Source organism: Lamprobacter sp., from assembly GCF_034860625.1.
Taxonomy (GTDB): domain Bacteria; phylum Pseudomonadota; class Gammaproteobacteria; order Chromatiales; family Chromatiaceae; genus Lamprobacter.
The window spans coordinates 16233-34435 of record NZ_JAYESN010000051.1 but is presented as its reverse complement, the minus strand read 5'-3'; the positions used below and the strand labels follow the sequence as shown (position 1 = coordinate 34435).

Sequence of the window (18203 nt, the reverse complement as noted above, 5' to 3'; positions counted from 1 at the left end):
ACCAACGCATCCCCATCGAACAAATCCGCAAACGCCGAATCATCCATAAACCGACCATCCGCCTCCGAGCTGTGTGACCAAGCCACATCCCCAGCCCGATACAACCGCCGCGGATTCGCCACCGCCACAATGCGCACCCGATGCCCCGCGGCCTCCAGCGCATCCTTCGCCTCGAACACCGGCAGCAGCACCATATCCCCCGTCACCGCAAAGACCACCAAAGACCCCGCGCCCGCCGGCGACTCATACAACGCCACCGCCCCTTCATCGATCGCCCGCGCCGCCTGCTCCGGCGTCGTATACACCGGCAACGCCGACTTACTCGCCACGATACTGATGCACTTATTGAACTGCGACGTCGCCCAAGCAAAGGCCGCCTGCATCATATTCGCATCCGCCGGATACAGCAGATAGCTATTGCCATTGCGCATCTGCCCACCGAGATAGTTCTCGATCTCCGGGCGCTGATGGGTCCAGCCATTGCGGCCCTGCTCCAACGCCCCCGCCGTAAACATGCTCACCACCGCCGGCGTGCGCCGCCGCAGCTCCGCCATCGCCTGCGCCACCGTCTGCACGATCGGCCAGCCATTGATCGCAAAGCTCTCATACGACAACCACAGCGAGCGCCCACCGAACAACGCAATCCCCGCCGCCAGGCCGGCACAGGCATCCTCGCTCAGCGGCTCATACACCTGACCGGTCGGCGCCTGGTTATAGAGCGGATCAACGGTCGGATGACGGATCTTCAAGCGCTCATTGATCACCTTCATCGCCGAGGCCTCATTGCCATCGGCATTGGTCACCACGAACAACGGATCGCGCTCGCCCAGCGTCGCCACCATCTCCGCCATCGCCGTCGAAGGCACCGCCTTCTCACCGACCGCAAACGCCTGCATCGGCAGCTCACCAACCTCTGGCAACAGACGCTCGGACTCTGTCACCGCCACCCGGCCCGCCGGACCTCCGCCCGCGCGCGCCATCAAGGTGCGCACCAAGGCCCAAGCCTCCGGCGCCAGCGCGCCATGCTCCAGCGCCTCGGCAATACTCGGCTTCTCCGGCTTATCGCCCGGATACAGGTTGTGCGACTTAGCCCCACGCGCATGCACGCCGGCGCCTTTCAACTGCTTGATGATCACCGCCGTCAGCGTGCCGCTCATCGCCGATTCAGCCGCCTCGCGCATACCGTCCAACACCGCCCGCGTAAAGGCCGCGCGCGCCGACTCGCTAAACAGCGTGCTATCGACATAGGCCTCCGGCTGATCCGCATCGTCATAGGCCTTGGCATCAATCAGGATCACCCGCTCGAAGCCATGCGTCTGCCAGTACGCCGTCATCTGCGCGTTATCCATCAGCGACACCATCGAATGGTGCTCCTGGCTGTACCCATTCCAGATCAGCACCGGCAGGAAGTTCGTCACCTCCGGATAACTGGTGTTGAAGTGCTTCATCGACGAGAGGATGTAGGGCTCGCCGAGGCCGCCATCGCCGATGGTGCAAGGGAACAGCTTGTCGCGGTTCAAGTAGGCTCCCGCCATCGCAAAATGCTGCCCCTGACCGAGCGGACCCGCAGGCGCCAGCAGCCCCGGAATGGCGCCGGAGAGATGCCCAAGCAGCCCATCGCGCTCGCGAAAACGCTCCTGCATCTGCGTCATGGTGCTGATGCCCATCGCCTCCAGCGAGCCATCCAAGAACATGCTGCTATAGAAGCCCGGTGCGTGATGGCCCACCTCAGTCACAATGTTCTTGTGCCCCAGCATGATCAGCGCCGCGATCGCATCCGCCGAGCTCGCAAAGCCGCCCGGATGCCCAGACTCCTTCGACGCACAGAGCTGCAACGTCGAATACCGCAGCGCATCCGCGATCAGGCGCGTCTGGAACACCGCCGCCTCATCGACCTGCGAGATCGCCGTCTGACCCTCTGCAATCGCCGGCTCGGAAAGCACTGAAAAATTGTGCGGCAGGGTGCCGAAGTGCAGCACGCCCTCGCAGAAGGCGGGAATCGCTGTCGATTGAGCCTGGGTTTGGCCATTAGCGGCCGCGGAAGCAGATGCGCTCATGATTCAGAATCCTCTTTATGTCAGTCGCGTCTTTAGGTCAGTAGGGTCGAGACCGACCCATGCCGCCTCGCAGTCAAAGGCTTAGCCGGGTAGAAGCACGATCAGGACAAGATCGGCCAACCTCACAAAATCGGCCGACCTCGCGAGCCGTTCAGAGATGGCTCCAGCAACGGACTCAGCCTGCTTGACGCATAGATTGAGACTCCATAAGGATTTTCGCAATAAGGAAAAGATTCCATAATGCGAAAAAGACAACCTGAGAGACCACACCCGTGCCTAAATCCTCCTCCAAAACTAAGCCGGCACCCGCAATGACATCCACCCCCAAACCCAACGCCACACCCCGTATCCAGGTCATCGATCGCGCCACCGCTCTGCTCGACACCATCGCCCGCTATCCCGATCCAGTCAGTCTCAAGGTGCTCACGGCGGAAACCGGCCTGCATGCCTCGACCGCGCATCGCATCCTCGCCGCGCTGATCCAGAACGGCTTTGTCGAGCGCGACCCCGCCGGCCACTACCGGCTCGGGCTGCGTCTGCTTCAGCTTGGGGTGCGCCTGCGCGGTGATGTCGACCTGCGCGCGATTGCACGACCAGTGATGGAGACCCTGCGCGACCAGCTCGGCGAGAGCATCAATCTCACGATTCGCGAGGGCGATGAGGTGGTCTATATCGAAAAGGCCACGCCCAATCGGATGATCCATGTGCAACAGCTCATCGGCGCCCGCGCACCACTGCACGTCACCGCCGTCGGCAAGCTGATGCTCGGCGCTGGCGGCGAGGACGCGATCCGCGCCTATGCCGAGCGCACCAACCTGCCGGCTTATACCCGTCATTCCCTGAGCGATGTCGAGCGGCTGCGCGCGGCCTGTCTGGACGCGATCGACCGAGGCTACGCGCTCGACGATGAAGAAGCAGAACTCGACGTCGGCTGCATCGGCGTCCTGCTCTACGACAGCACTGGCCGCGTCGCCGGCGGCCTCTCGATCTCGGCGCTGATCGAGCGCCGGCAGCTCGCCTGGATCGAAGATCTGCAAAGGGCCGGACAAAGCATCTCCGAACAGCTCGGCTAGCGAGCAGCAAGGTCTATAGCCACAGAACCTAATCACCGGACAGATCAGTAAACTGTCGCCGCAACGCAGGCTTGCCAGGCCGCACTGTCCCCGAAACGGATACCCGCAACGGTTTTTACACTCGAGTCCGGGCTGAACTACCGAAGGCTAGTCCCGCTAGTAATAGGTAGGCGAAGACAACGGCTGGCATCTGCATGCTAAAGTCGACCAAGGAATGTAGACCGATTTGCACCGTCGCGGCCACGAACAGCAGGGCTAGCTCGAACTCCTGCCTCTGAATGGCCGCCATGAGCGCCGAGACCAACATCAGCACAAAGGCCCCCACTAGCACAAGGGTCGCAGGCCAGCCGATCTCCATCGCCAGCTCCAGATAATCGCTGTGCGCACGCCGGTACAAGAACGGCACCGTCTCGTCTCGGAACAAGCTGAACGCCGACTCAAAACTGCCAAGCCCATACCCCGTCCAAGGGCGCTCCGCAATCGCCTGCTGAATCAGCGGATAGACCTCGAAGCGGCCATCCCCGCGCTCAAACAGATACTCAAACCGCGCCGCCGTCTGATCGCCACTCAGAAAAAGATTCAGCGCCAGCAACGCCAGCGGCAGGCTGACCAACCCTAACCCAACCGCCCGCGGCCGGCCGGCCGGCAGCCGCAGACTCCAGCCGAGCAACAGCACCGCAACCCCAGCCAAAAACGCAATCAATCCCATCCGTGACTCGGTAAGCAGCAGGGCTAGAAAGCACAGCAGCACCGCCATCGCAACCGGCCAGCCCGAAACCGTAAAGGTCTCAACAAAGTCCCGCAACCGCGAGCGCGCATCACTGTCGCCATCGCTATCACTCATCAGCAAACGGCGCAGATAGCGCAAGATCAAGGCCAGCGCCGCCAGGGTGCCAAGTCCGGCATAGGTCGCATAGCTATTGCGATTGATAAAGGTCGAGGTCAAGACGCCAAGGTAGGCATCCTTGTCGAACCAGAGGATGGTCTCAGTCCCAGCAAAATAGACCACCAGCCCATAGGCCGCATAGGCAGCCTGCGTCGCGATAAACACCTTGAGCAGAAGATCTTGGTTCCGGCCGCGCCGGCTGCACCAGAATGCCAGCCAGGCAAACGCCAGATAGGTCAGATAATGGGTGGCCACCTCAACCGAGCGCTCCGGCACCAGTGACAGCGCACCCTCCAACTCCGGCATCTCCAGCAAAGTTGCAGTCTGCGCCCACACCGGATGCTGCCACCCAGGAGCAACACCAGGCAGGCTCTGCACAAATCCCCACAGGGTCACGCCGAGCAGCAGCCCGCTGGCCGCCACCACCGCCAACGGCGGCAGCGGAATAGCACGCCTCAACCGCCACCGCTGTAGCAGATAGAGCCAGATCGCAAACGCCAGTAATACCCCATACAACGCCGGCCACACCGGCGCAACGCTCGCAAGCGGCAGCGGACTAAACACCAACACGCCGGTCAAGATCCAAAACGGCAAGCCACGCACAGGCGCCGAGCGATCTACCCTAGCCGCGCCCAAGACAGCCGCATCAACCATGCGCGTAAGCCTCCCCTTCCAGCGGGAAAGGCCCACCCTCTCGCGTATCCATGCGCAGCCGATCCGCACCATCCAAGATCAAACAGCTCAAGCTGCCCGTGGCATAAGCACCGGTGTCAACACAAATCCGGTTGGAATGGACCTCGACCGCATCGCCGACGTGGTGGCCATGCACCACCACAAACGGATGTACCTTTGCTGAGTTCAAAAACTCCCCCCGAATCCAGAGCAGATCATCGGCGCGCTGGGCCTTCAATGGCACACCCGGCCGAATACCCGCGTGCACAAAAAGGTAATGCCCAAAACACTGGTATAGCTCCAGCCCCTTTAAAAAGGCGAGTTGATGCTCCGGCAGCGCGTCACGCAACGCCATGGCCATACCGGTCACATCATCAGGGTCTATCTCCCACCCATCGCTGGTATAAGATTCAATCGTCTCCAGGCCGCCATACTTGAGCCATTGTGCAGCCCCGACCGGATCATCTAAAAAGTTCAACATCGCCTGCTCGTGATTCCCCATCAGACAATGGGACACCAATCCCACCGGCGGCTTCGCGCTCAGCAGCTCCAGCACCTCACGACTATTAGGCCCACGGTCAACGTAATCGCCAAGGTAGATCAGATGCAGCTCCTTCCCGGCATGCTCAGCGGCATCTTGCCCGATCTGATGCTGCAATTGCTCAACCAAGTCAGCGCGGCCGTGGATGTCCCCCACCGCATAGATTCGCATCCCGTCCGGGGTCCGGGCGGGGATCGCCCGCTCGTGCCTCGGCTTAGGTCGCAACCATCCCAACATCACAGTACCTCTGGAGCAGACTTGGAGACCCAAAAGAGATGAGTGCCCTGATTGAGCCTAACCCGTGCCATCGCAAGCGCCTCGGCCAAGCACCCTTGCTAGCAACCTGCATCGCGGCTCAGCTGATCATCGCCAGCCCTGCAACGGCCGGAGACTTCGATCACTACGGCATCTTCGGCGAGACGGGCAAGGAGTTCAACAGCTTGCGCGGGCTACCAAAGTGGCCAACGATGCTCGAGCGCTATGAATCCGAGCAACAACAACTTCAGCAGTGCCGCCTCAGCAAAGCCAACAACTGCGGGTATGCGCCCTGGCAGCGCCTTCTAAGCCGGCTCCGCGGCCAGGAGAAAGCCGTGCAGCTCCGCGAGATCAATCAGTACGTCAACAACCATCCCTACGTCACCGACCCCATGAACTGGGGAAGCGACGACCACTGGGCCACGCCCGAAGAATTCTTCAACAAAAAGGCCGGCGACTGTGAGGATTTTGCCATCGCCAAGTTTCTTGGCCTGCGCGCGCTCGGGTTCAACAACGACGATCTTCGAATCGTGGCCGTAGAAGACCGCAAGCGCAACGTCAACCACACTGTCACTCTCGTCCGCCTAGACAACCAGATCATGCTTCTGGACAACGAGATGGACAGCGTTGTCCCCGCACACTCTGTGTATCACTATAAGCCAGTCTTCGCAGCCAATGAAGACGCCTGGTGGCTGTTTAAGTGAGCCGCCAAGTAATCTGGGCACAACACTTGCACTGCATGGCTGCTCAAGTGAGCAGGGCGTTGCACCAACGCTCAACCAGACAAGCCGACAGGGCAGCAGCGCCTTTAAACTGAAACACTCGACCTTTATGATCAAGAATTTCGAGAATAAACTAGAGCTGCTCCACTAAGAAACTAGATCCGCTCCACCTTGGTGCACATGACAACCCCAACGGTCATCTTTGCTCCCTTGTAGTGCGCGAGTCGTCGCCAAGATTCGCTCCTTCGGTCAGGATTTCACACCCTTGGGTTGCCGTGCCTTGGAAACAGTGATACTAAGATCATCGTTAGCTCAACAAGCTTTATTCATCCTTATACCCCTATCGAAAAGAGGCATACACCATGAAATCCCGTATCGCCGTTACACTCCTGTCCTCGGCCCTCGTGCTCGGCGCGACCGGGCACGCCTCCGCCGCTGAGGCCGCTTCTAGCCAGGCCCTGTTGCCCGTCACCAAGGCGGCCCTGACCGAAGGGCTGTCTCAAGGTGACCTCGAGAAGCGTCTGAGCGCCGCGCTTGAGACTGCCCCCTCGCAGGAGCAATTGCTGCAGCTTCGCCAAAGCCTGGGCGCGCTGGCCGCCACCTCGCCTGCCGACGCCGCCGCCGCATCCCAGGCCCTGGTCAATAGCGCCTGGACCGCCGCCGTCAATGAGCCGCAGCTTGGTGTCGTACTCGCCGCGATCGCGGTGGACACGCTCACCACGCCAGGCGTCGCCGCTGCAGCCCCCACCGCCACAGCCCAAGCCCTGGCCGACGTTCATGGCGCAGTCGCCATGGCACAGCAAGCCGCAGACAGCCGCGAGATGACCCTGACCGGCACAGAGGTCACCGAGCAAGCCCGCAGCTTCGCCACCACCGACACAGCCATCATCACCGCCGTCGCTGATTTCAACAGCCTCGCAGCCGATGCGGTCGAACTCGCCGAAGCCCAAGCAGCGCTGACCAACTTCTCGACGGCAAGCTTCTCCTTTGGCATCCCACCCGGGTTCTTTAACCGCCCGCGCCCAGTCGCCAGCCCAGCAAACGGCTTCAACGTCCCAGCAGGCCCCCCATTCTTCGTTTTCGGGTTTCGCTAATCGACCTGAAACGCCCCGCCCCGAGGCACCTTCGCCTCGGTGGCGGTTTTAGCCGAGAATCGTCTGGGCAGCGATGAGCAACAGAGGAACAGAGGACGTTCGTGCGAGCCCTAACCACAGCGCTAGTTGCCAGCCCAATCCTAGGCGCCTTCATCGCCACGCCGCTCGCCCGAGCGCAAGATCCGTCGCAGATCGCATACAACATCAGCGTCGGTCAACGCCCCTTCGAGACCCAACGGCTGCTCGACGCCTACGACATCGGCTCCGCCCGCCTCGGCGCCTGGCTCCTAACGCCAGTGTTGCAACTAACGGAAACCTCAAACAGCAACATCTTTGCGACCGCCGACAACGAGATCGATGATTTCATCACCAGCATCCGACCCGAGGTCGAGCTCGAATCGGACTGGAACCGTCATCAAACGCTGTTCAAGATAGGAGCCGATAGCGGCCTCTATCGCGACAACAGCGACGAAAACTACAACGACTACCACTTCAGCAACCGCACGCGCCTCGACATCAGCCACGGCACCCGGCTCACCGCCGACCTGCGCTACCGGCATGCGCACACCCCGCGCAGTTCAGCCGAGAACGTCGGCGCCGCCGCCGAGCCACTCGAATTCGACCAGCGTACCGCCGCGCTTGGCCTAAAGCGCAGCCTCGGCATCTTCACCGCCGGCATCACTGGCGAGATCGAGCGCGTCACCTACTCAAAGAGCAATGCCATTGGCGGCGGCACCATCGACAACTCCGACCGCGACCGAACCGAGACCCGCATCTCCACGCGCCTCGGCTACGAACCCTTCGCCGAGAGCACCGCATACCTCGAGATCAGCCTCAACGACGTCGACTACGACGACCCGACCAAGCTCGGCGACCCCAACCGCGACAACAGCGGTTTCACCATCGACCTCGGCGCCAAAAAGATCATCAGCAACCTCTGGGTGATCGACGTCGGGCTCGGATACCACCCGCGCGACTTCGCCAACAGCGACCTCGACGACATCAGCGGCACCCAAGCCCTGACGCTGCGAGGCGAAGCACTCTGGAACCCAACCGCCCTCACCTCGGTCATCGGCTCGCTGCGCCGCCAAACCTACGAGACCACCGTGCAAAACGCCTCGGCCGTCGTCAACACCTTCCTCGCGCTCAACGTCGAGCACCAGCTGCTGCGCTCGCTCACTCTCAACGCTGGGTTAAACTACAGCGACAGCGATTTCGTCGGCAGCGCCCGCACAGACCGCGATTCTGGGGTTTCGGCTGGCCTCGAGTACGTCCTCACGCGCTTTATCAGCCTGCGCGCCGATGTCCGCTACCGCCAGCGCGACAGCAGCCTCGACTCCGCAGACTATGACCAGCACCTCGCCGAGATTGGCCTGAGGCTCAGCTTGTAACCTAATGGATGTTCAGATGAATTTGACAGCGCAAGACAACGGCCACAGCCGGCTCCCGCAGATCGCCGTCATACTGGGCCTACTGCTGATGCTCACCGCCCCCCAGCTTCTCGCCCAAGGCCGGGACTATCTCCTCGGCCCCGGCGACAAGCTGCGAGTCACCGTCTTCGGCGAGCCTTATCTCACTGGCGAATACATCGTCAGCGCCAACGGCTCCATCTCCATGCCACTCATCGAGCCAATCGCCGTCGGCGGCCGCACCACAGTGGAGGCCCAAGACCTGGTCGAGCAAGGGCTCAAGGCCGGCTTCATGGGCGAGCCCAGCGTTGCCATCGAGGTCCTCGCCTACCGTCCCTTTTTCGTCATCGGCGAGGTCAAGAACCCCGGCAGCTACCCCTACGTGGCCGACATGACCGTGCTGCACGCAGTCGCCATCGCCGGCGGTTTCACGCCCCGCGCGGCCAAGAACAAGATCATCATCCAGCGCAACGGCGAGGAGATCGACTCGGTTCAAAACACCACGTCGGTGCTGCCGGATGACATCGTCACAGTCAAAGAACGCTTCTTCTAGCCTTAAGCTGGCACGCCAAGACCCACCGCGGTCTTGACCATGGCCAACGATGGAACCCTCGACGCATGACGCCAGCACGCAGACAGACCGACACCACGCAGCCAGGGCCATCCGCGCCAGCCCCCTATGCCGCCGCTCATCCCGGCAACGACGCAGACCTCATCGACATCCGCGAGTTGTTCAGCGTCCTCTGGCGGCGGCGCGCGGTCATCCTTGGTACCGCGGCCTTCCTCTGTCTGCTGGCGCTGATGGTGCTGCTTCAGCTGACCCCGCGCTACACCGCAGCCACCCTACTGACCCTACAAACCCGCAGCGAAGCGGTGGTCGACATCCAGGCCGTCATGTCGGGCCTCTCGGCCGATGCCAGCGTCATCCAAACCGAGCTGGACATCATCGCCTCACGCAACCTGATCGGCCAATTGGTCGACCGTCTCAAGCTGATCGAAGACCCAGAATTCAACCCGGCGCTTCGGAGCGAGAGCTCGGTGCTGCAATTCCTTGACCCTCGCACCTACCTCTCGGAGGATTGGCTGATGGCCCTCGGCCTGAAGCGATCGGCCGAACCGATGAGCGAAGAAGAACGCCAGGCCCGCGAGAAGGCCAACGTGGTCGACAACGTCAAGAGCGCGCTCTCGGCCTCGAACCCCAAGCTGTCCTATACCATCAAGATCGCCTTTGAATCCGAAAGCCCCAAGAAGGCCGCGCTTCTGGCCAACACGCTGGCCGAGATCTACCTCAACGACCAGCTCGAGGCCAAGTTCGAGGCCACCGAGCGCGCCACCGACTGGCTCAGCAACCGCATCACCGATCTGCGCCAACGCGTTCTGATCGCAGAGCGGGCGGTCCAGGCCTATCGCGAGGAGCATTTCATTATCGAATCCATCGGCGAGGGCACCATCAGCGAGCAGCAGCTCGCCGAGCTCAACATGGACCTGGTCAACGCCCGGACCCAGCTCGCCGAGGCCGAAGCCCGCTATCGTCAGGTCCGCGCCCGTGGCGAGGCCAGTGCCGCAGCGCTCGGTGAGGTGCTGCAGTCCCCGCTGATCCAGCGCCTGGGCGAGCAAGAGGCCGAGGTTCGCCGTAAGGCCGCCGAGATCTCCGAGCGCTATGGTCCGCGTCATCCAGAGGTGATCAATGTCCGCTCCGAGCTACGCGACATCCGCAGCAAGCTCGACGAAGAGATCGGCAAGATCACCCAGAACGTCGAGAACGAGGTCCTAATCGCCCGTGCCCGGGTCGAGGCGCTGAGCAACAACCTCGACCAGCTCAAGACCGAGAGCACCGAGCTGCAGCAATCCCGCATCGAGCTGCGCGAGCTCGAGCGCGAGGCCCAATCCAGCCGCGTGCTGCTCGAGACCTTCCTCTCCCGCTTCAAGGAGACCAGCAACCAGGAAGACCTGCAGAAGGCCGATGCGCGCGTGATCTCAGAGGCCGAGGTGCCGACGAATCCGAGCTTTCCAAATAAGCGGCTCATGCTCGCCGTCGCACTGGTGTTGTCAATGATGGTCGGCCTCGGCCTGGCCTTCCTGCTCGAGGCCCTCGACAACGGCTACCGCACCCCAGAGCAGCTGGAAAACATGCTGCAGATCAAAGGGCTCGGCATGATCCCAAAACTCAGCGCAATCAAGCTCAAGGGACAAACGCCGTCGCAATACGTCCTCAAAAAGCCAACCTCAGCCTATGGCGAGGCCCTGCGCTCGGTCTACACCGCGCTCGCCTTTACGCGCGCCGGCGCCCCCAAGCCCAAGCGACTGCTGATCACCTCCTCACTGCCCGGTGAAGGCAAAACCACCTTCTGCGTCAGCTTGTCGCGGCTGCTCGCCCGCGCCGGCAACACCCGCGTCTTACTGATCGAGGCCGACCTCAGGCGGGGCAAGATCAGCAGCACGGTATTTGGCAACACCGCAGCATCCGACACCGCGGCCTTTGCGGACTATCTCACCGGTGAGGTCAGCGACTGGCGCCAGTGCATCCAAACCGACCCCGACAGCGGTCTCGCCGTCATCCCCACCAGCGGCAAGATCGAGCATCCACAGACCCTGCTGCAGTCGGACGCGATGCAACGGCTGCTCAGCGAAGCGGCCGTTGCCTACGACGTTGTCATCGTTGACTCACCGCCGCTGCTTGCAGTCTCAGACGCCTTAGTGCTCAGTCACTATGTGGACAGCACCCTCTTCGTCGTCAAATGGGAAAGCACTGCGCGAGAGGCTGTGAAAAACGCCTTGAGCATGCTGCGCAAGGCCCACGCACCCGAAGGCGGCGCCGTGCTGACGCAGGTGAACCTGAAGAAGCACGCCTACTATGGCTATGGCGACTATGCCTCCTACTACGGCCGCTACGGCAACTACTATGCGAGCTGAGGGCTGGACATCGCGCGACAGCCTGCTGACGGCGCTCGTCATTGTCGCCAGCATCGGCCTGCTGCTGCTCAACGGCCAGCAACTGCTCGCCGAGCTCAACCGCATCCCCGTCAATAGCTATTACACCCGGTATCAATCACAATTCTTATCGGACGACCACGGACCCGCCTTTGTGGAAGAGGCAGCCGAGCGGCTGTTCCGGGTGCCGCCAGCGCACCGCGGCTCACACGAATGGCGCCGCCTGGCCGCGATCTTAACCATGCGGCCATTGCCAGACGAGACACCGGCAACACTCGCGCAACATAAAGCCGCTATTATCGAGGCACTCTCACAAACGCTGGCGCGGAACCCCGTTCAAGCCTTGGGCTGGAGTTACCTGGCCAACATTCAGATGCCGCCGAGCGGCGATTGCCAAAACGCAATGGCAGCACTGCGCCAATCTTTTACCGTAGCACCTGTAGAGCCCGATTTTGTCGCTTATCGCCTGGAGCTCGCGGCCCGCTGCCCGCTGGCGTGGGATCAGCCAATGCTCGATGCGCTGCGCCGAGACCTAAAGTCTCTTTATGTGGAGCGGCAAATCTATGCCCGCAACCGCGCCTTCATGGCTTGGCTGGCCAACCGACCCGAGATCAATGCATTGGCACGTCGTTTGCTTAATAAAGATCAAGCACTGCTGGGCCGGTTTGACCGCGACCTAAAACGCTTCAGCCCATAGCAACCGCAACCACTTGTACGCCGGAGGCGACAACACATGGACTTATCCGTGGCAGCGCTCGCACTACCCAGTACAAGCCAACAGACGCATCGTAGGGCCTGGTTTAAGCGCCCAAACTACCTGATCTTTTTGGCCGACACAGCGGCGGTCTTCCTCTCGGCCCTGCTGGCCTTCTTGATCATGCACCCAGACGTTGGCTCGACTTGGCCCTGGCCGCGCTACGCTGGTGCCGTCCTGTTAGCGACAATCACCTTCTTGACCTATGGCTTTGCCAACCACTTCTACGACTGGCGGCATTTCAGTGAGCAGATTGCGCAGACATCCAAGGCCTTTGGCGCCATCCTCGTCGCCTTTGGCGCGCTGCTGCTCACAGGCTTCATGCTCAAATGGACGGAAAACTTCTCCCGGTTGTGGATCGGCAGCTGGTTTGCGCTGCTGAGCGTCTACATCCTCGTCAGCCGCCTTGTCCTTACCTGGTATCTCGACAAACTACCCGATGGCTTGGTACACCACCGGCAGGCGATCATCCTTGGTGCCGGTGAGAACGGGCAAAACATCCTAAAGCATCTCAGTCGTTTCAAAGGCCACGGAATTAAAGTCACCGGTTTCGTGGACGATCGCTGTACCCGGCTTCCGACCAACCAGACAAAGGTGCCATTGCTCGGCGGCACCGATGAACTCGAGCGCTTGGTGTGCGAAAAAGGCATCGACCTGGTGATCATCGCGATGCCCTGGAGTGCATACGACCGCATTCGCCAGCTCCTGAAAAAACTCTCCAACTGGGCCATCGATATCTACATGGCACCGGAGCAGCTCGGACTGCTCTATGCCGATCGGCCCGTCTACCGGATTGGCGGCATGCACGTCCTCAGCCTCGAAGATCGTCCGATCGATGAGTGGCATGCGGTCATCAAGCGCGCGGAAGACCTCGCCATCGCGCTCCCGGCCGTGTTGCTGCTCTCGCCCTTTTTAGCATTGGTGGCGCTGGCCATTCGCCTCGAATCCAAGGGCAACCCGATTTTTGTGCAGAAGCGCTACGGCTTCAACAACAACTTGATCGATGTCTATAAGTTCCGGTCGATGTATACGGACCTCACCGATATCAATGCGGAAAAACTGACCGAGCGCAACGACCCCCGCGTGACTCGTATCGGCCACTTTATTCGCTGTACAAGCATCGATGAGCTTCCGCAACTCTTCAATGTGATTCAGGGCACCATGTCCATTGTCGGTCCACGCCCACACGCAACGCGGGCCAAGGCTGGTAACCGCCTGTATCAGGAGGCCGTCGATTTGTACGCTAGTCGCCACCGCGTCAAGCCCGGCGTCACCGGGTGGGCTCAATGCCACGGCTGGCGAGGCGAAACCGACACCGAAGAAAAGATCATCAAGCGCGTGGAGCACGATCTTTATTACATCAACAACTGGAGCATTTTTCTGGATCTACTTACCATATTAAAGACCCTAAAGCTGCTGTTCACCAAGGACGAACATGCATTCTAAGGCCGTCAAGCCCGCACAGCGCGTCGTCCTCGTCTCGCTCTACTACTGGCCCGAGAAGGCCGGTAGCGCGCCACCAGTGCAGCAGATGGCGGAGGTGCTCGCCGCCGCAGGCCACCAGATCGAGGTGCTCACCGCTCGCCCGGCGTATCCGGAGATGGCGGTCTATCCAGCGTATCGCGACGGCAGCCAGGACCGCGAGCAGCATCAAGGCGTGACCATCGAGCGTATCCCGCAGGCCTCCTATCAGCCCGGTGGCGGCCTGCGCAGCCGGCTGGCGACCGAAAGCCGCTTCGCCCTACGCGCCTGGTGGCGGCTGATCCGCCGCCCGCGCGCCGATGTGGTGATCGCCGTTTGCCCCTCCATCCTCGCGGTCCTGGCGGTTCGGCTCGCCTGCTCGGGCAAGACGACCCGCCGGCTCGCCGTGGTGCACGATCTCCAATCCGGGCTCGCCAAATCGCTCGGCATCGCTCGGCAACCCCGGATTGCACGGCTGATCGAAGGGCTTGAGCGCCGGGCGTTGCAGCCGATGGCGCGCATCGTCACGCTATCCGAGTCCATGGCGCAATCGATCCGCAACCTTGGCATCACCGTCCCGATCAGCATCGTGCCGCCCACAGTCGATGACGACCTGATCCGTCCGCAGCCCGAGCAGTCTGGCACTCCACGCCTTCTCTACAGCGGCAATATCGGCCGCAAACAGGGCCTGGACCAGCTCATCGACCTGGCCGGGGTGCTACAGCAACGTGGGCTAGAGGCGACCCTGATCATTCGTGGCGATGGCAATTATCGCGAGACGCTAGAACGGCACGCCAAGGCGCGCGCCCTAACCCATCTGCGCTTCGAGCCACTCTGCCCTGCCGACCGGCTTGCCGAGGGCCTGGCCGAGGGGCATATCCACTTGGTCCCGCAAGACCCCGCCGGCGCGGCCTTTGCCGTGCCGAGCAAGATCTATTCGATCATGGCCGCTGGCCGACCCTTCGTCTGCACCGCCGAGCCCGGCTCACCGCTGGAGGCCCTACGCGCCGAGTCCGACGCCTTCGTCACCTGCCCGCCGAACCAGCCGGCGAGCTTTGCCGAGCTTATCGAGCGCCTGATCGCCGATCCCGCCGAACGCGCCCGCCTGGGCCGCAACGGGCGCGCCTATGTCGAACAGCATGCAGGACGCAACGCCGCCGCGCGCGCCTATGGTGAGCTGATTGCCGAGCCGCCCGGTGCTGTCAGCGCAGACGCAGGCGTGGACAAGCATTCTGATCCCGGGTTCTCACGGCATCCTTGAATCCCTGCTGTACTTCCGGAGAATCGCTGATGGACATTTTCTCTCGATGCGTCGCCAGGATCGTCAAAGTGGCGACTATGACTTGGCAGCGGTGGTTTTGGTCCATCCCGGTTTTTTGCCGCGCAAAGTCCATCTGAGGATGTGCAATGGGAGACCTGACCCTGAATTTCCGGAGCTTAACCCAATGAACGAAGATCAATTGTTGCAACGCATTACGGTGAACCCGGAAATTTTCGGGGGAAAACCGATCATTCGCGGCCGCCGACTCGCCGTGGAGCATGTGTTGGGAATGCTCGCGACCGGAGATGACTTCGACACCCTGCTAGAGGGCTACCCGTGGCTAGAGCAGGCGGATATTCTCGCCTGCCTGAGTTATGCGCATCGTCTCGTCGAGCATGAGCGCGTCGAGCCGTTGATCCTCGGCGCAGCTGCGTGAAGCTGCTACTTGATACCTGTGTCTGGGGAGGGGCGATCAACGTTCTCGCTGTCGGGGGCCATGATGTTCGTTGGGTCCCGCGGCGGAGCTTGATCATTATCTCTATGGAACGAGCAGAACCCGCTAATGCGAATTCCGTTTTCTAATACCTGCTACTGAATCGCCTTACTGAATCCCAGAGATCAGTTGCATGAGCGCGCAGTTCGCGTCAGCCAATCGCTCACAGAGGCTCGAATCGTGACGACCGATGAGGTGCTGACGGAGCTTCTAAACTATACCTTTAGTTCTGTTTTTTTTCTGCCCAATTGAGTACGCAATGCTAGAAAGAAAACATGGAATGCGTCAACGCCTGCTTCGTGGCTTCGGTGCGCAAGGCATTTCTCAAGCCGTTCAGATTTTCATTCGGCTCGCCGAGGTGCCTTTGTTTCTCCATTTTTGGGGTGCGCAAGGTTACGGTGAATGGTTAATGGTGGCAGCGATCCCCGCCTATTTGACGATTGCCGACGGTGGATTCGCAGGCGCGGCCAGCCGCGATATGTCGATGCGCAGTGCAGCGGGCGATCAATCCGGGGCGCTTGCGGTCTACCAAAGCATCTGGTTGCTGTTGCTTGGCGTATCCTCGTTGCTTGTCGTTGCGGCATATCTTGCATTGGAGGCGCTGCCCTTGGCCCAATGGCTGGGCTTTCAGTTTATCGATCAGGCGTCGATCAAGGTAGTCCTGCTCTTACTTGTTGCGCATGTACTCGTCGGATTTCAAGGCGGGCTCATCAACGGCGGTTTTTGGTGCTCCGGCCGCTACCCGCTTGGCATGCTTCTCGCTGCGTTCACGGCCTTCATTGAGTTCGGAGCCCTAGCGCTTACCATCGCCTTGGGCGGTGGACCCATTGCAGCAGCAGCAGCCTTTCTTGGAGGCCGTGTTGCGGGAACCTTCCTGACTTGGTTTGTGCTGCGTTTCGCCACGCCATGGCTTCACTACGGTTGGAGACGAGCGTCGGTCGGTGAAATCCGGCGGTTGACAACACCCGCTTTTGCGTCTCTAGCCTTTCCATTGGGTAACGCAATGAACATACAAGGGATGCGACTGATCGTTGGTGTTGTGCTTGGTCCAGCGGCGGTCGCCGTCTTTTCCGCTACTCGCACCCTGGCTCGACTCGCGATGCAGCCCCGCGCTGTCATCAATAAGTTGATGCAACCAGAGATGGCGTTCGCCTATGGGCGTGGGAATATATCTCAGTTTCAATTCCTCTTCAAGCGTTCCTGTCAGGCTGCATTCTGGAGTGCTGCTACAGCTAGCCTGGCCTTAGCCGTCGTTGGTTCTTACCTCTTTGGTGCCTGGACAAGCGATCAATTTTCACTGAATTGGCTGCTTTTTGCTGCTCTATTGACAGGATCGGTTGTAGACGGAGTCTGGTATGCAGCATTGATGGTCATGTATGCGACAAATCGCCATCAAGCCGCAGCAATGTACTATGTCATTGTTTATGGTCTGGCGGCGTTTATATTGGCATGGCTGACAGCTACAATCACCGGTATCGCCGGCGTTGGCTTAGCGTTATTAATATCCGATGTCGCAATGGCAATATATATAGTTCCAAAAGCAACCAGTCTCGCCAACATAAGCCTTAAGGAATGGTTAAATAATTTAGTAACACCACCGACATGGTTGCTTACTGTTGCTGCCAAGCACTTTTTCAACCAAAAAATTAGTTTTCCGCCGAGTTAGCGAATGGATTGTCGAACTGCAACTTGACAATCTCAGCCTTTTAAGGGATTAGAAACAAAGCAATTAATTCAGGTTACAAGCCACAAGGTACTCAAAAACAAAGTATAACCCCCTTCCATTATCTTATTTTGCACTCTATCATTACAAAATATCCGCATCATTATCATCAAAACGCTTTGAGAGTAATTCAATGGCCTATCTTCGAGACCAACAGCTGTTATTTATTCATATTCCAAAGAATGCTGGAAAGTCGATAGAAGTTGCTCTTGGGTTGGCGACGGATCATAAGTTAACGAGACTAGGTCGTCGCTCGCTCCTAAATAGGGCCTTCACGCTAATGCAAAGAGTGACATCGAATCCTGCAGCAAGGGATCGCTTTCATGGTCCTCTCGATGTAACGCTTTGTTCTCAGCACCTAACTTTACAGGAAATTGAAATACTCCAGTTAGTGTCTTACCCCGATTCGTTAAGCGAAGTCCGGAAATTTGCTGTTTTTCGCGATCCTTTTGATCGTATTCGTTCAAGTTACAAGCAGTGGAACCAATCAAAAGATATTAAAAAAAGATTAAATTTTGAGGATTTTTGCTGCCAATGGCCAACAGAAGCGTCGACAAGCCATAATCTACTTGCTCACAGAAGGCAGCAGATTGAATTTATACGGGACACTACCGGAAAAGTCGGAATCGATAAATTAATTAATTTCAGCAAATTATCCGAAGGTTATGAGGTTCTCAGAAAAGAGTGGCAGCTTCAATGCAAAGAGCTGACTTTTGTTGGGAAGCAAGAAGCCAGTGAGAATTTAACATTTACGAGTAAAGCGGAAGCTGCAATCAGAAGCGACTACTCAGCAGACATCAGGTTATTTGACGCAATAAGAGATTATGCAATTATAGAAAAAGACGCAATAGATTCCTTTCTCCGTCACTAA

15 protein-coding genes are annotated in these 18203 nt (G+C 59.7%); 12 read left to right on the top strand and 3 right to left on the bottom strand.

Annotation, left to right across the window (positions count from 1 at the left end):
• On the bottom strand, positions 1-2057 hold a 2057-nt coding region (locus VBE63_RS14360; RefSeq protein ID WP_323683713.1), incomplete at its 3' end, for a phosphoketolase.
• A gap of 311 nt (positions 2058-2368) precedes the next feature.
• Between VBE63_RS14360 and VBE63_RS14355 the strand changes: the two genes are divergently transcribed.
• A complete protein-coding gene (locus tag VBE63_RS14355; RefSeq protein ID WP_323683712.1) occupies positions 2369-3130 on the top strand; it encodes an IclR family transcriptional regulator in 762 nt (253 codons plus the stop codon).
• Between the two features lie 115 nt (positions 3131-3245).
• Here the strand turns inward: VBE63_RS14355 and VBE63_RS14350 are convergent, their stop codons facing one another.
• Together VBE63_RS14350 and VBE63_RS14345 are read right to left on the bottom strand one after the other, a co-directional pair.
• Positions 3246-4670: an O-antigen ligase family protein gene (locus VBE63_RS14350; RefSeq protein WP_323683711.1), complete on the bottom strand. Its 1425-nt coding sequence runs from the start codon at positions 4668-4670 to the stop codon at positions 3246-3248.
• Positions 4663-5400: a metallophosphoesterase family protein gene (locus VBE63_RS14345; RefSeq protein ID WP_323683710.1), complete on the bottom strand. Its 738-nt coding sequence runs from the start codon at positions 5398-5400 to the stop codon at positions 4663-4665. The genes VBE63_RS14350 and VBE63_RS14345 overlap by 8 nt, the downstream gene beginning before the upstream one ends.
• Positions 5401-5504: 104 nt before the next feature.
• Between VBE63_RS14345 and VBE63_RS14340 the strand changes: the two genes are divergently transcribed.
• The 11 genes from VBE63_RS14340 to VBE63_RS14290 all read left to right on the top strand — a co-directional run bounded on the left by VBE63_RS14340 (position 5505) and on the right by VBE63_RS14290 (position 18203).
• Complete coding sequence (locus VBE63_RS14340) at positions 5505-6188, top strand: transglutaminase-like cysteine peptidase (protein ID WP_323683709.1); 684 nt, start codon at positions 5505-5507, stop codon at positions 6186-6188.
• A gap of 380 nt (positions 6189-6568) precedes the next feature.
• Complete coding sequence (locus tag VBE63_RS14335; RefSeq protein WP_323683708.1) at positions 6569-7300, top strand: hypothetical protein; 732 nt, start codon at positions 6569-6571, stop codon at positions 7298-7300.
• Between the two features lie 101 nt (positions 7301-7401).
• Complete coding sequence (locus tag VBE63_RS14330) at positions 7402-8691, top strand: outer membrane beta-barrel protein (RefSeq protein WP_323683707.1); 1290 nt, start codon at positions 7402-7404, stop codon at positions 8689-8691.
• A 16-nt stretch (positions 8692-8707) separates the two neighbouring features.
• Entirely contained in the window at positions 8708-9262 is a 555-nt protein-coding gene (locus VBE63_RS14325; RefSeq protein WP_323683706.1) for a polysaccharide biosynthesis/export family protein, read from the top strand.
• A 65-nt stretch (positions 9263-9327) separates the two neighbouring features.
• Complete coding sequence (locus VBE63_RS14320) at positions 9328-11622, top strand: GumC family protein (RefSeq protein WP_323683705.1); 2295 nt, start codon at positions 9328-9330, stop codon at positions 11620-11622.
• Positions 11612-12337: a hypothetical protein gene (locus VBE63_RS14315; RefSeq protein ID WP_323683704.1), complete on the top strand. Its 726-nt coding sequence runs from the start codon at positions 11612-11614 to the stop codon at positions 12335-12337. The genes VBE63_RS14320 and VBE63_RS14315 overlap by 11 nt, the downstream gene beginning before the upstream one ends.
• A gap of 129 nt (positions 12338-12466) precedes the next feature.
• Positions 12467-13840 carry an undecaprenyl-phosphate glucose phosphotransferase gene (locus VBE63_RS14310; RefSeq protein ID WP_323683703.1) on the top strand — a complete coding sequence of 458 codons (1374 nt, stop codon included), beginning with the start codon at positions 12467-12469 and terminating at the stop codon, positions 13838-13840.
• A complete protein-coding gene (locus VBE63_RS14305; RefSeq protein ID WP_323683702.1) occupies positions 13830-15116 on the top strand; it encodes a glycosyltransferase family 4 protein in 1287 nt (428 codons plus the stop codon). Before VBE63_RS14310 ends, VBE63_RS14305 begins: the two co-directional genes overlap by 11 nt.
• A gap of 184 nt (positions 15117-15300) precedes the next feature.
• Positions 15301-15552 carry a DUF433 domain-containing protein gene (locus VBE63_RS14300; protein ID WP_323683701.1) on the top strand — a complete coding sequence of 84 codons (252 nt, stop codon included), beginning with the start codon at positions 15301-15303 and terminating at the stop codon, positions 15550-15552.
• A 337-nt stretch (positions 15553-15889) separates the two neighbouring features.
• Entirely contained in the window at positions 15890-17275 is a 1386-nt protein-coding gene (locus VBE63_RS14295) for a hypothetical protein (RefSeq protein WP_323683700.1), read from the top strand.
• A gap of 190 nt (positions 17276-17465) precedes the next feature.
• Complete coding sequence (locus VBE63_RS14290) at positions 17466-18203, top strand: sulfotransferase family 2 domain-containing protein (protein ID WP_323683699.1); 738 nt, start codon at positions 17466-17468, stop codon at positions 18201-18203.

Bases quoted from the DNA above. Each gene is read 5' to 3' on its own strand.
- VBE63_RS14355 (WP_323683712.1), top strand. From the start codon at position 2,369: ATGACATCCACCCCCAAACCCAACGCCACACCCCGTATCCAGGTCATC.
- VBE63_RS14350 (WP_323683711.1), bottom strand. From the start codon at position 4,670: ATGGTTGATGCGGCTGTCTTGGGCGCGGCTAGGGTAGATCGCTCGGCG.
- VBE63_RS14345 (WP_323683710.1), bottom strand. From the start codon at position 5,400: ATGCGAATCTATGCGGTGGGGGACATCCACGGCCGCGCTGACTTGGTT.
- VBE63_RS14340 (WP_323683709.1), top strand. From the start codon at position 5,505: ATGAGTGCCCTGATTGAGCCTAACCCGTGCCATCGCAAGCGCCTCGGC.
- VBE63_RS14335 (WP_323683708.1), top strand. From the start codon at position 6,569: ATGAAATCCCGTATCGCCGTTACACTCCTGTCCTCGGCCCTCGTGCTC.
- VBE63_RS14325 (WP_323683706.1), top strand. From the start codon at position 8,708: ATGAATTTGACAGCGCAAGACAACGGCCACAGCCGGCTCCCGCAGATC.
- VBE63_RS14320 (WP_323683705.1), top strand. From the start codon at position 9,328: ATGACGCCAGCACGCAGACAGACCGACACCACGCAGCCAGGGCCATCC.
- VBE63_RS14315 (WP_323683704.1), top strand. From the start codon at position 11,612: ATGCGAGCTGAGGGCTGGACATCGCGCGACAGCCTGCTGACGGCGCTC.
- VBE63_RS14305 (WP_323683702.1), top strand. From the start codon at position 13,830: ATGCATTCTAAGGCCGTCAAGCCCGCACAGCGCGTCGTCCTCGTCTCG.
- VBE63_RS14300 (WP_323683701.1), top strand. From the start codon at position 15,301: ATGAACGAAGATCAATTGTTGCAACGCATTACGGTGAACCCGGAAATT.
- VBE63_RS14295 (WP_323683700.1), top strand. From the start codon at position 15,890: ATGCGTCAACGCCTGCTTCGTGGCTTCGGTGCGCAAGGCATTTCTCAA.
- VBE63_RS14290 (WP_323683699.1), top strand. From the start codon at position 17,466: ATGGCCTATCTTCGAGACCAACAGCTGTTATTTATTCATATTCCAAAG.